Here is a 14,296-nt window from a genome sequence, read left to right as displayed (position 1 = left end):
TTTACAAGAAAACGCCTGCCCGATTTCAATTCGGACAGGCGTTTTTCGGTTTAGCGGACGGTCACATACACCGTCTGCGTACGCCCTTTCGGCGTCGTGAATTTGATGGTCAGGCGCGTGCCTGACTTTTGTGCCGCAATCGCGACCGGTGTCGATTTCGACGTCACCGTCTTCGTCGCGATCAGCGTCGTTCCGCGACGGACCGTAATCGTGCCGTAGTCGACGTTCGTGTTCACCGTAAGCGTGCGCATCGTACTCGTCGGGGCGGCGACCTTCATGACCGGGGTAAGACCCGCCTTCACGTTCACCGTCTGGACGAAGCGATAGACACCGCGTGTGCTGACGAGCGTGATCTTCGCCTTGAGCGGTTGCGGTACCAAGCTCATGACGACACGGCCCGTCGATGAGCTCTTGCCGCTCGCGACTTGTTTCGTCCCGTTCTGCAACGTGACGCGACTGTTCGGGAGCACCATGCCGACCCACGTCTTCTGTTCATCGTGGAGACGAATGTTGCTGAACGTCACTTGCGGGAGGGCGAGGCGTGTGTCGAGCTTTTGCCCGCCTCGTGTCAAGCGGACGAGGACGATGTCGCCCGGTTTTGCCGGCACCGTGAAGCGTGTCGATGAGACCGGTGTCGCCGTCGTCAACTTCCCGTTGATGAAGAATTGGAGCACAGCGCGCGTGTCACGGCGAACACTGACGACCGTATGCGTCGCCGTCATCGCGACGTCCGTCACTTGGAGGATGGTCGGACCAACTGCGGCGACACGATGTTCGAGCGTCTTCTCCCGGTCACCGGCTTTGGCGACGACTTTGATGACGTCCCCGTCTTTTAATGGCGTCGTCAACGAGACCGTCTTCCCATTCCCGACGTGTTTTCCGTTGATATAATGTGTGAACGTCGTCAATTTTGCCGTCGAAGATATCGTGAGTGTCGTATCTCCTTCGTTCGGCGTGCCGGCTAGACTGAATACCGGTTCGGCCCGTTCATAGACGACGAGCTTCTTCTCGGCTCCTTCCGTCCCGGCCGGCGCGTACTGGATCTCGACACCCTTGGCGATCGGGTCGACCGTATCGGTCACACGGGCGATACCGTTCGCGTCCGCTTGTATCGTGTCATAGTAGCGGTGCGCATACTCGATGACGTACAAATCAATCTTCCCGTTCGGCACCGTCTTGAAGACGACACCTGCCTCCGCTGAATCGCTCACGACCGTGATCGTGTTCGCTTCCGGATTCGGCGTCGGCACGACGAACGGTTTCCGATAAACGTATGTCCCGCTCGAATTCGACGTCACCGTGAGCGGTGTCCCCGGGAGCAGGCGCTCCGTCTGCATACGGAAGACACCCGTCGCGTCAGCACTCGCCGTGTATGTCAACACGTCAGTCTCTGACTTCAACACACGGACGGTGACACTTGCCCGCGGCGACGTCTGTCCGACAATTTCACCAGCAAGACCAAATCGATTTAAACTGACCGTCCCTTCATCTGTCGTATTCAAACTACCGCTAAATACTTTCCCCAGATAAATAAAATCGTAATAGACGGTCGTCGCATAGCTCCGATTGAACGGCGACGTCAACAGCTCATCACGGCCATTTTTCTTCGCTCGTTCAATCGAGATGGACTCGGTCGTCCCGTCCAGGTAAGTCGCGCTCAAATAGACCGGGTAGTCACGCTTCGTATAAATCGTCGTGTCCCCTTCGCGATTTTGACGCTTGTCGACGACGAGTTCGAGTTTCGTCGGAAGCTTTTTGTAATCCGCCATCGGCATCGTCTGATCCGTGAAACTGAGGACGTCATTATAGACGCGCGGCACAGTGTCCGTTTGGAACGTCTCGGTTTCGCCGGTCGTCACATCGTGCACCGAGTAAGCTTTTTGTCCGGTCCAGTGCAGCGCCCCGTTCGACATCGCGTATTCGGTCCGTGAGTGGTTTCGTGTCGTCAAGGTGACCGCACCGGTCGTTTCATTGTAAATGTAGTGGGCCTCGTTCGAATAACCTGTCACATAGACGGTCGTCTTTTCGAATGTGAGCACTTTGTTGATCGGGTTCAGTTGACGGGGTGACGTCCGAGTAAAGAGCGTCGCGCCCGTCTCGGCCGACACGTGGTCGACCGTCTCGAGGTGGCTCGACGCGGCGAGCACCGTTTTTCGATCTGTCGACAACGACACGTAACGTGTACCAAGGTCTTTTTCCCAAATTACGTCGCGGTTGAGTGTTGTCATGATGGTCTTGCCGTCTTTGTACCAGAGCAAACGGTCGTTCTCAATATCCGCCCCGAGCAATTTGTCGTCTTCATCGAACCAGAACGTGGTGACATTGCCGTCAAACCCGATGAGGTAACTCGTCGTGGAACAACCCGAGCAACTTCTCAAGATGACGACGTGGTCACCATCAATACTCGCGAAGCTATTGACGTCATGGTGACGCATAATGTCTAGCGTCTCCTCGAGCGGGATGCGCTCGCCGGTCGCAGGCTCATATAGCGCCGTCCAGTCGTTTAGTAAGACGTAAGGGCTGTTTGAGATCCGGTGGTGCCCTGGGATCGGCTCATTGGTCGTCTCGGCGTTCGCACTTGGCAAAGCGAAGCCGGAGGCAACCAAGAAGAGAACCAACAAAAAGATAATTCGTTTCACGTATGTTTTCCTCTTTTCTTAAAATTATGGGAAATGATATTTTTTATTACAAAAAAAGTATAATTGCTTTTTTAGAAAAGGGGAATAGTTTTTTGTGTTTTTAATTCACTTATGTTAATCCATCTTATTTTCTTATGAAAATCCCTTAAATTAGAAAATTATTTATACACTAATGACTCATAACTTAAAAAACATTATTTTTCCAATTTAAACGTCATTAATTCCCCTTTTATCCCTTTTTATGATTTATAATCCCTTTTATATGACCATTTATTCATACTAGGAGGAATTATTTTTTATGCCAAAACATTTGCCAAAAGTCACAAGCGGACTAGCGATTGCTTCATTGCTTTTAACGTCTTCACCTATCCCTTCATTCGCTACTTCTGTCAGTAATCCCGTCTCACAAATCAAACAAAACCAATCCTTGAAGACGTTCCCACTTAATCACCTCACCGTTATCAATGATTCGGCGATTCGGTTAGGAAAAACACATTTTCGGATTACAAAAGACCAAGCTGCCTTTTTCAAAGCAAATCAACAAGCGTTAACGAACGCTCGTTTAGCTGTTCGTTATTCTGAGAATCGGAAGATTGAAGAAATAATCGGACTCGAGATCAACCAACACGGAAAAAATTTCAATCATCCAATCACTTTGAACGGCCTCCATCAATCTTTTTCCGGTATGATTCGAATCAACGCACGAAACGTCATCCTCCAAAACGTGAAAGCCGTTAACTATGTGTATTTGACGAATCATGCCAATGCGACGACTCAATTCGTGAATGTAAACGCTGAAAAGCTCAGTCAGGCATCTTTGCCTAAAACGAGCCAACGACAATCAGCACCTTTATCGAGGATTATCATTCAAGCCGGAACGTTCGACTCCATCGATTTGCAACGGACGAACACACGCCTACAAGCCCGAGGTAACACCGTTTTGAATGAAGTTCGCTCATTCGCCAACACATCGATTCAATCGACGGCGGCTGCACGGATCCAAGACGTCCTGAGCGGGCACCAGGTGACGTCGCTTCATTTAAATGGAGATGTATCGACCATTCATAACGCGTCACGCACATTGTCGATTACAGGAAAATCAACCATTGGTGACTTAGTTATGAAGACAAAACAAGCCCGACTCGATGTTGAAGTCTCTGGAACCGTCGCACGGCTAAAAGTGCTTGCCGCCGACACGACAATCTCCGTGAACAAAGACGCCACGGTCGATACGGTTGAATTTAACGCTTCTGCTAAGTTTCAATCTATCCAACCACTTAAAAAAGTAGGCATAAGCGGCGAGAAAAGTGTGATTGATTTGGATGCCTCAGTCGACCAATTAGTTGCCACAAACGAGACGGTTCTATCCATCGGAAAAAATCGTACAATCAATAGCATTCAAGCCGAGGACCGCTTGACAGTAGAAGGCAGTGGAATGGTGAAGTCCCTCGAACTCGGTGAACGAGTAAAAGACGTCGTCTTGCACGTGCCGATAGCGACCATGACGGTGAAAGGAAAAGGTCAGGACGCGATACGGGTTTCAGGAAGTGCTTCAATTGAACGTGTCGTCTTAGACGGGGAAGCACCACTTACCCTCGATGTACCAAAAGTTAATCATGTCGAAGCAACCGAAGCGAATACAGGAACAATCGACACCAGGAAAACAGAAGTCGGTCAAAACGACGTCACGGAAGAGGAAGTCGTACCGCCATCACCACCGATTGAGACACCCGTACTAACACCACCTGTTGTTACACCGCCTGTCGTCACACCGCCAATCGTTGAACCGATCGACCCGCCAGAAGAAGAGACGAGTTCTACAACCGAAGAATTGTTTGAGTTTTACAAGACTTCGATTGACTCAGATTTTATCGCGTGGGAAGATGTGACAATTGGTGGATTTGAATCGAAGAAACATATGTATATCCATGTCCCAAAAGACGTGACGCTAACCGTGAATGAACCTATCACGGGCGGTCATCAAATTCAATTCATGGGAGAAGGGACCGTCTATCTCGAAGAGCCATCACTTTTAAACAATCAAAAAATGAACTTCGAAGAAAGTATTCAGTTACCCGTCTTCCCGGAAGGCATTTTCTCCTCAATAAAAAGTGATTTGTTCCCTGAAATGCCGAGAACATTTTTCGCACGTGATTCGTTGCAAGAGGCAATCAATCACGGCGATATCGTCTATTTAGAGAAAGACGTCGAAATAGACGAGCCGTTGCAAGCGCGAAGAGTGCATATCAAGTCATCTCGTGGAGCGACCATCCGAGCTTCTGAACAGTTCAATGAAATCGAGGCTCACGGATACGGTTTCCTCTTCATCGTCCGAGAGACAAACCATCCAATCACACTCGAAGGAATTTCATTCTCACACAGAAACGGAGCTGGCCTACTCGTCACACGAGCAGATGACGTTACGTTAAAACATGTCACATTCGTCGACAATAAACAGGGCGCCATAGTTGTCGAAAACGCAGACTTGAACATTGATTACCTTTATACGAAAGATAATGGAGGCCTTGCTATCCGAATCGAGAACTGGTTCGATGGGGACGCCTCATCCGTCACCGTACAACATGCGGCAATGACAGAAGAAACACCTATCGTCACGTCAACAGGCGGTTCAAAAATCGAACTCTCGTTGCCCGACGAATTTGTAGCACGCGAAGATCAGGTCACAAGAGAAACGCAGTGGGTCCGACAAGAAGGTATTTACAAGTTAAAACGAAACGGAACGACTGAGCGATTCACAAACATTGAGCAAGCGACCTCCTCTGTCGAGTCATTCAATCAAATCGTCATCAATGGAAAACACCCTGTCGCCAAGACGATTGAATTGTCAGAAGAAGTTGTGCTTCGTGGGGAACATAATGGGACGTTGACAGCGGCAAACGATTTTGATGGTGACGATTTGATCCAATTGAATCGCGGCTCTTATACAGGTTCAATCGAACAGTTAACTGTCGAAGGTGCGCCCCGTTACGGAATCAATATTATTAACAAAGGTGACGCCGTTCTAAAGAACGTCACTTCCCGTAACAACGGAGTCGGCGGCGTGATGGCGAATAGCTCACACGTCACCGCTTACGGACTGACTACAGAAGGAAACACAGAGTTCGGTGTCGGGATTGAAGTGATCGAAGACGCGTCAACGCGATCACACTTCTATTTTGATGGGGGCGAGTTAAAGGAACCGATCGCTGCGATTTCACACTCACATGCAAACGGAGCAAACGCCGACTTCATTGACTTTACGCATACGTTTGAAGAAGTGAAGGAAGGTGCGTTCACGAAATGGGTAAAGGCAAGGCAACAAGAAATTGAAGGAAATCAAGAATAAATGAATCAAATAGCCCTCGTTTCAGACAATCTGAAACGAGGGCTATTGCCTATGGCTTCTAACATATAACAAAAACCGCTGACACATGATGTGTCAGCGGTCCAAGATGGCTCCGTCCGAAGACGTTGCTCTATTTAACCCTAAGGGAGGGTCAGCAATTAATTACAGTTGGTGATCGATCAACTTGAATGTGTTTTCGACCGGACCTTCGAACTTCGATCCATCGTGCGAAAGAAGATCTTTGTTGACTGTAATGACGTTAGACTCTTTAGCTTTGTTGCTCAAAGTTCCGTCTGGGAGTTCGATTGTTACAGTTTCAAATCCAGCGATAGCATCTTCGTTTGAAACGCGGATAGAAGTTCCTGTCGGAAGCGTCTTACCGTTGATTGTGTATTGTGCTGGGTTTGTAGCATCACTGATTCCTGCAGTTTGTACACCTTCAGAGAATGTGAGCTTAACTGTGTCTTGACGCTCTTCGTTATCTTGACCAAGTACAGCAGTCAATTTGAATGGCGTGTTAGCAGCTGGTGATTTAGCAACTGTGAACGACTTCGTAGCCGAAGCAGCTGTGTTACCGACATCGTCAGAGATTGCACGAACAACGAGTGTCCATTCAGTCGATCCGCCACCATCAACAACAGCTTGTGGTGTGAGAGCGCCTTGTACGTTGCTCCACTCGACACGGAGGACGTTGTCCATACCGCTTGCGTTGTTAGAATAACTAGGTACAACACCATCGATTGTTACAGTCTTCCCATCTTTGTCTTTACCGATGAATTGAGCAGTTGTACGAGTAAGTGGACCTTGTTTTTGTGCAAGTGTGTTACCTGCATCATCTTGGTCTACAAGTTTAACCGGCTCGCTCATCGTGACATCGAAGAAGCGCGTCATATCTACACGGCTGATTTGCGAGATCACTGGGCTTGTCACATCTGGTGTGTTAAGCAGTGAACCTGCATAGTTCAAGTCGAGTGCAAGATCTTCGTTTTTAAGACCGTTCGCAATGTTAGTTGCGCTATCTTTAGCGACGAAGATACGGTAATCATCGTTGTAGTAGTTTTTGTTCGACGAACTCGTTTTGTAGATGCTTGTCCAGTCTTCAGTGAGCTCTACTACGTACTCAGTTGCTGAGACACGTGTAACTTCGTAAGGAACATTAGTTGTATCAACATATTTGCCGTTTACGAGGCGTTGAAGAACGAACTCAGAAGCAGCTACTGGCGCAACAGACTTATCAAACTTCACGCGGAACTGTTCTGGAGATTCAACAGAAACAGATGCAGTCGGTTTAGCTGGATCAGAAACGATGTCGAAGTACAAGTTTTGTGTCGATCCAAGGTTGTTGCGGTCAGTCGCATAAGCGAAGTCTGCGATTGAAGAGATCTGAACCGAGTGTTGGCCAGCTCCGAAGTACCCTGCTACAGATGTAGCTTTGCCTTCGTTGTAAGCTGCTTTAAGTGAAAGTGTTGCAAGATCACGGTTGTCAGCAAGTGTTACCGGGTTGTAGTCGCCGATTGCCACATCGAAGTGCGTGCCTTCAACGAAACGTCCATCAAGCAAGAAGTTTGCTCCCGCGATTGACTCAGAGAACTTCACTTTCAACGTGTTCAATCCTTCAGGTGCAACTGAAGTAGCTTCAGGCTTACGTGCGTCTGTAACAACGAACGATGCAGAAGACTTCGTCACTTTAGAGATTGAGTTAACTGTGTTAACTTCAACTTCAACGCGTGCGTTGTCAGTGAACGGTGTTGTCTTGTCAAGGATGACTTCCATTGCTTTCGGGTTACCTGCAACAGGTTTGAATCCTTTAACTTGGAACGACTTGCCATTTTGTGTGATTTCTACAGATTCTTCAGCACCATCAACGAGGAATGCGTGACGGTAAGCTTCACCTGCACCTGTTGGTACCGATGTAGTTTCGTTAGTACCTTTAACTTCTTTATAAAGGTATTTGCCATTCGACTGCTTAACGAAGTGATCGAGCGAAACCGCTTTATCAAAGAAGAGTGTGAAACGGTCAGCTTGGTTTGATTCAGCAGCGATGAGCGTTACAGTTTCTACGTTACCGTTAGAAGCAGTAGCGAACGTTACGTTGGCTGACCCAGCAACTTTACCGATAAGTGCTTTGTAGTCGCCTGAAGCTTCGATGATTTGCGCATCGATTTTTGAAGTGACGCCTGTGTTTGAGAACTCAGAAGTCAAGACTACAGTAGCTTTACCGTCTTGGATCGTCACGCGTTTCGAAGACAATGTTCCGAAAGTAGCGTTCAAGTCGAGAACGATGTTGTCTGCACCTGCGTCAACGCGGCCAGTAGCAACGTCAACAAGCTCAAGCATAACTTCTGTGTTGTCAGAACCGTTTGCAACAAGGCTAGATGATTTTGGTGTTACTTTAAGGTTCCACACTTCGTTTACAGCAAGTGATTTGAACGCTTTTGAACCGAAGTTTTTCGCTTCACCTTTAACCATGATGTTGTTAGCAGCTACGACATAGTCTTTAGCATAGTCAAGACCTGAAACTTCGAGAGTTACAGTTTTCTTGTCTGCTTTAAGAGTCGCGCTTGTAACGTTAGCATCAGCGATTGAGAAGTTAGCAGCTGATACAGCATCTACTTCTTGGTTAAGAGCTACTTCTACAGTTGTTTTACCCAAAGCTTTTGCAGAAGAGATTGCTCCAGCAGTATCTTTAACTGTGTAAGTCAAGAACGAAGTGATACGGTTACCGTTGTGGTTGTAAGAGATGAGGACTTTTTGCTCGCCTGCATCTTTCGTGTTGTAAGTTGAGCTCATTGTGAAACGCTCAGGAGCTTGTGTGTAAACTTTACCGTCGCGGTACATAACGCGAATCGATGGTTTTTCGAGTTCAGAACCAGCTTTTACTTCGCCAAGATCTTGATCGAAGATGTAAAGTGGGTAGTTACGAGCGTAAAGTTTTTTGATGTAAGTCTTGCCATCAGAACCTTGGCCTTTAATTGTCTGCCATGTGTTGATTGCAGTAACGAGGTGTTTGCCCCATTTGATTTCTACACCTTTAGGCGTGTTAAGCGCGAGCGCTTCTTTGAACTTGCCGCCGAGTACGACCTCAGCTTTAAGTTCTACTGTTGAAGTTGAAGCTTCTGCTGCCATTACCGGAGTAAGAGCTGCTGCCGTCACAGCAAGTGCTGCTGACGCTTTGACTAGCTTGAATGATTTCTTTGCCATCTTGTGTAAATCCTCCCTTTGGTATGTTGCGATTTTGCTCTACCAGCTTGCAAGCTACGCTCCCCCCACTAAACGATTCCATATGTATACGCCATTCGTTCGAACGACTTATCCAACCTGATCCTTTAGGTCTTGAGTTTCACTTAAACTGATAGGTATTTTTCAAGATGTGACTCTTGAACAATTTACCAAGTATGAACTTGGAAAACCTTACATCCATAATATACATAACGCTTCCAATCAGCACAAGCGTTTTTTTTGCAAAAATGGGAATAATTTTGAATTTTGGGGTTTGCGAGATAATTCAATATCACATTACCCACTTTTAAAAATGTCGAAAACCGTCGAAAAACGCCGATATAACGCCATTTCGACATTTTTCGATATGATTAATCCTTTAAATGTATTTAATTTTACTTTTATTCCCTCCTCATATAATTACCATGTCTAATTTTAGATTGTATCAAAATAAGGAATAAATTAACCCTTATTTTTACATTGACCAAACTTTTAAAACTGATTCAATAAGACTAGTTTGAAATTTGGGGAATACATTTTGACTAGTCCGGTTGCAAATTATACACAAAAAAAGCTACGAACCGGTTTGGTCCGTAGCTTATGAAAAACGTCTTTCTTCTATATTAGTAACCCGCGTATTGGAGCGATTGAATGAAGGCCCGTTTCTCGCCTCCGAGGAGCGCCCATTCGAATTCATACTCGTAGCCTTCGATGGTGATGACGATCCGGTTCTCTGGACGGACGTGTTGCTTAATGAACGCAATCATCTTCGCATCCGGAATGAACCAATACGTCTCGTCGACCGTTCCATCGTCGTACTCTATATAGTCGACATCGAACGGATCGATCGTATGGACGTACGATGCCGAACCGACACGGATACGGAGCTTCTCGAATTCGAGCGGCTCACCGTCTTCCGCATAGTACTGCAAGAGGAAGCCCATGCTCGCTTTCGTCGGGCGTTCGAAGAAGAACGGTGCGAACGTCTCGTTGTAACGAGTCGAACCATCCGCCGCGAACACTTCCTTATGAACGACGATACGATTTCCCTCTTCGTCACTGACACGGTGGAAGTTGTTGAAGAGTGCGTGTTGGACCGTGAGCGTCTCTGATGCGCTACGGTTGCCGGCACCGTCACGGACGACGAGCGACATCTTCTTGCCGAGCGGTTGTTTCGGGATCGGGAGAACGAACTTCCCTGTCGACATGACCGGGACCGTGTACGCTTTCCCGTCGATCGTCACGATGACCGTCGCGAGCGGCTCTGCCGTTCCGGCAATCCCGTTCGAAAGCGTCGTGACCGCTTGCGTGAGGCGCGCCTTGCTCGGTGCGACCTTATCCGCTACGACCGTCGATTTGACGAGTTCGCTGATCGCACCGTTCGCCGTCTTCGCCTGCGCCGTCAAGACGGTACCGACTTTTTGAAGCGCGATGACACGGCGGTAGTTCCCGTTCGCGTCGAACGAGCCGTTGAACGTGCTGCCCCCGACCGTCACAGTGACGGCGAGTCCTGGTGTACCTTTCACTTCGATCGCACGAGCCGAGTTATCGACTGGATTGATGACCGGTGCCGCCGGACGTGCCGCCGGGTCTTCCGCGACGATGACGCGTGTCACAGCGCTTGCGTTCCCGCTCGCATCGACTAAACGGACATCGATGACGCGGCCGACTGGTTGTGGGGACATCGTGAACACGGCTTCACCGTTCGTACGGATGACGCGCTCGTATGTTTTCCCAGCGACAAGGATTTCAGCTTTTGCACCGATCTCCCCTTGAATCGTGAGCGACGTCGACGTATGGAACGGTGCCGCTACGACCGGCGCAGCAGGTGCCGTCACGTCGGCGACAGTCGTCGTGTCTCCTTCAGCCGCGACGAACGTCGGTGTAAAGCCACCGATGACGAGTGTCCCGGCGAGGAAAAGCGCTAAGTATTTCGGTTGTTTCATTTTATGAATTCCTCCTAAATAATGTATCGAATTAGACAACAGCTTTATTTTAATGGATTTTTTTAAAAATAGGTACATAATTTTCTATTTTAGGTGCACATTTCTCTTCAGCACACAAAAAAACATCTCCATCGCTGGAGATGCCTGATCACGTCTCGTGAATCATCGTCGCTTGTCCGCCTTGCCAGAGCCACGTATCCTGGTCTTTCACGTACAAGTGCAGTGCCCAGAATCGGCCCTCGTAAGCGTTCGTCCCAAGGATGAACCGCTCCTCGAGCAACAGTTGCACGACGGCGAGCTCACCTTTGATCGTCTCGTCGAACGTCACCGTCTCTTGGGCGATCCATTGAATGGCGGCCGGGTCGACGAACTGATCTAAAAATGTCTCTTTATCGAACTGACGCCCGCTCGAGTCGACATAGCGGAATTCATCGTGCATGATGCCCCGCATCGCGTCAAGGTCGCCCGCCGTTTGAGACGCGGACCGGTCGTCAGAAAGTTGTTTCATGTTGAGTGTTTCCATAGCTGTACCTTCCTTTCACCGTACATCATAGCACAATTTCGTTCATTCGACCGAGCCGATTGCATCTGTCCTCGATCGCGTCCATCAGCGCGCCCCGGTGACGGTTCATTATGAATGGAGCATGATCAGCTTAAGTTCTTGGAATTTAATTTTCCCCGTCATCTCGTTCTCGATTGCCTATACATTCATCGGGAAACAGCAGACGGATCAGCAACTCTCGGATAGACCTTGACAATCTCACTTCATCCCGTTAAAGTAACGATAACATTATACGAACTCGCGATGAGAAAGAAGAGTAGCGCGAAGGAACGTCTCCAGAAAGCCGGTGGTCGATGCGAACCGGTGACGTGTCTCGCGTGAATGGGCTTTTGAGCGTTCAGACCGATACGTAGGCTCTGACGGGTCCTCCCGTTACCGAGGACAGCGAATGATCGTTCGCGATGAGTGGGGGGAACTCCCCCAACGAAGGTGGCACCACGGGTCTCCCGTCCTTCATGTCTATTTAGACATGTCGGGCGGGGGACTTTTTTATTTGGAGGAGGAGATTACATGGAACAACTGATCATCAACGGCGACGAACTGACCCCGGTGGCCATCTTCCACCGGTTGCAAGGAGAGCGGAAAATACTGCTCGAGAGCCGGGCTGAAGGCAAACACGGACGTTACTCGATCATCGCGGCAAATCCGGTCGAGACGATCCGTGTCGACGGCAACACCGTGACCGATGCAACGGGCACGACCCAGGCGGACGACCCGCTCGCCGTCTTATCCACATTGATCGAACGCGACACGGAAGACGCGCCCTACCCGTTCATCGGCGGCGCCGTCGGGTATATCGGCTACGACCTGCTGCGGACGTATGAGCCGATCCCGAACACGCCGACCGAGACGCGCGACTTGCCGGACGCGTTGTTCCAGCGCTATGAGACGGTCGTCTTATACGACCATCTCGAGGAGCGTGTCATCTTGATTGACACCGGCGACAGCGACGGAGCGGCCCGGCTCGAACAGTTGAAAATCGAGCTCGAGACGGCGAAGACGCATGAACTCGCGCCGGTCGTCCGAACGAGCGAACGGATCTTGACCGACAAGGACGCATTTATCGAGCGTGTCTTGAAAGCGAAAGAAGCAATCCTTGCCGGCGAGGTGTTCCAACTCGTGTTGTCGCAACGGATTGACGCGACGTTCACCGGTGACCCGTTCCACTTCTACCGGACGCTGCGAAAACTTAATCCGAGCCCGTACTTATTCTACATCGACCTCGGCGAAGCGATCGTCCTCGGGGCGTCGCCTGAGAGTCTCGTCCGTGTCGAAGGGAACCGCGTCTCGACGAACCCGATCGCCGGTACGCGCCCGCGCGGCAAGACCGTCGAAGAAGACATGCGCCACGCCGCCGACTTGATTGAAGACGAGAAAGAGCTGGCCGAACATCGGATGCTGCTTGACCTTGGCCGGAACGACATCGGCCGCGTCGCCAAAGTCGGCACCGTCACGATCCCGAAACAGATGGAAGTCGAGCGTTTCAAAAACGTCATGCATCTCGTCTCCGAAGTCGAAGGCGAACTGCGTGACGACTTGAACCCGATCGACGCACTTCGGGCCTGTCTCCCGGCCGGCACCGTCTCCGGGGCACCGAAGATTCGGGCGATGCAGCTGATCGATGAGCTCGAGACGGTGAAACGTGAAGTATACGCCGGGGCCGTCGGCTATCTCGACGTCCGGGGCGGCTTCGACTTCGCCCTCGCCATCCGGACGATGGTCGTCCAAAACGATACGGCGTACGTCCAAGCCGGGGCCGGCATTGTCTTTGACTCGGATCCGGTATCGGAATATGAAGAGACGCTGCATAAAGCCAAATCCCTGTTGGAGGTGTTCGCATGATTTTACTGATCGATAACTACGACTCGTTCACGTATAACGTCTATCAAGACGTCGCCCGGTTCAGCGATGTCTTGGTCGTCCGTAACGACGAGCTGACGGTCGATGAAATTCGCGCCCTTACCCCGTCCGGTATCATCATTTCACCTGGTCCAGGTGGTCCAGGTGACGCCGGTGTCTCCCTCGACGTCGTCCGGCAGCTGTCGGGACAGATCCCAATTCTCGGTGTCTGTCTCGGTCATCAAGTCATCGCCGAAGCGTTCGGCGGCACGGTCGGCCGGGCCCGTGAGGTCATGCACGGCAAGACGTCCGTGATCGAGACGACACCTGGTGCCTTGTTTGACGGCGAGCCGATGGACGTCATGCGCTATCACTCGCTCGTCGTCCAAGCGACGGAACTCGTCGTGACGGCAACGACTGCGGACGGTGTCATCATGGCGCTCGAGCATCCCGAACATCCGACGTACGGCGTCCAGTTCCACCCCGAGTCGATCGGGACACCGGACGGACGAGACCTGTTCGAACGGTTCGTCGCGATTTGTCACACAAAAAGACCGGGGAACGTGTCCTCGGTCTGAATGTCGAACTTCCGTACAATGATGAAGAAGTCTGATGCTACACATACGATGAATCATATGAACCAAGCGCGTCTTCGTTGAAATCGGAGATGCGCTTTTTCATGTCACTCACGTTCATAATTTGAAATATAACTCATCTATCCCTAAACATAGTCATACATTAAGAG

The 14,296-nt window shown here is 49.9% G+C and carries 7 protein-coding genes and 1 other annotated feature; of the genes, 3 read left to right on the top strand and 4 right to left on the bottom strand.

The annotated features are described in order from the left end of the window. Positions 1 to 50 precede the first annotated feature (50 nt). The gene (locus EVJ32_RS02820; RefSeq protein ID WP_131456473.1) at positions 51 to 2,639 is read right to left on the bottom strand and encodes a hypothetical protein; all 2,589 of its coding nucleotides are present in this window, start codon (positions 2,637 to 2,639) and stop codon (positions 51 to 53) included. A 298-nt stretch (positions 2,640 to 2,937) separates the two neighbouring features. On the opposite strand from EVJ32_RS02820, the gene EVJ32_RS02815 reads away from it, so the two are divergent. Then, positions 2,938 to 5,985 (top strand): right-handed parallel beta-helix repeat-containing protein, encoded by a 3,048-nt coding sequence (locus tag EVJ32_RS02815; RefSeq protein ID WP_131456471.1) that lies wholly within the window; start codon positions 2,938 to 2,940, stop codon positions 5,983 to 5,985. Positions 5,986 to 6,147: 162 nt separating this feature from the next. Here the strand turns inward: EVJ32_RS02815 and EVJ32_RS02810 are convergent, their stop codons facing one another. The 3 genes from EVJ32_RS02810 to EVJ32_RS02800 all read right to left on the bottom strand — a co-directional run bounded on the left by EVJ32_RS02810 (position 6,148) and on the right by EVJ32_RS02800 (position 11,673). Beyond that, complete coding sequence (locus EVJ32_RS02810; RefSeq protein WP_131456469.1) at positions 6,148 to 9,186, bottom strand: hypothetical protein; 3,039 nt, start codon at positions 9,184 to 9,186, stop codon at positions 6,148 to 6,150. Positions 9,187 to 9,827: 641 nt separating this feature from the next. Then, positions 9,828 to 11,150 carry an Ig-like domain-containing protein gene (locus EVJ32_RS02805; RefSeq protein ID WP_131456467.1) on the bottom strand — a complete coding sequence of 441 codons (1,323 nt, stop codon included), beginning with the start codon at positions 11,148 to 11,150 and terminating at the stop codon, positions 9,828 to 9,830. A gap of 148 nt (positions 11,151 to 11,298) precedes the next feature. Continuing rightward, a complete protein-coding gene (locus EVJ32_RS02800) occupies positions 11,299 to 11,673 on the bottom strand; it encodes a nuclear transport factor 2 family protein (protein WP_131456465.1) in 375 nt (124 codons plus the stop codon). 273 nt (positions 11,674 to 11,946) lie between these two features. Continuing rightward, positions 11,947 to 12,169 (top strand) — a binding site (T-box leader). Between the two features lie 53 nt (positions 12,170 to 12,222). Here EVJ32_RS02800 and trpE point away from each other — a divergent pair. Then, on the top strand, positions 12,223 to 13,554 hold the full coding sequence (gene trpE, locus EVJ32_RS02795) for an anthranilate synthase component I (RefSeq protein ID WP_131456463.1): 1,332 nt from the start codon (positions 12,223 to 12,225) through the stop codon (positions 13,552 to 13,554). Beyond that, positions 13,551 to 14,129, top strand: coding sequence for an anthranilate synthase component II (locus EVJ32_RS02790; RefSeq protein ID WP_131456461.1), 579 nt, complete (start codon positions 13,551 to 13,553; stop codon positions 14,127 to 14,129). Before trpE ends, EVJ32_RS02790 begins: the two co-directional genes overlap by 4 nt. Positions 14,130 to 14,296 lie beyond the last annotated feature (167 nt).

The organism is Exiguobacterium sp. SH5S4 (genome assembly GCF_004337045.1).
In the GTDB taxonomy this organism is placed as follows: Bacteria; Bacillota; Bacilli; order Exiguobacteriales; family Exiguobacteriaceae; genus Exiguobacterium; species Exiguobacterium aurantiacum_A.
This window is presented reverse-complemented; position numbering and strand designations above follow the sequence as displayed.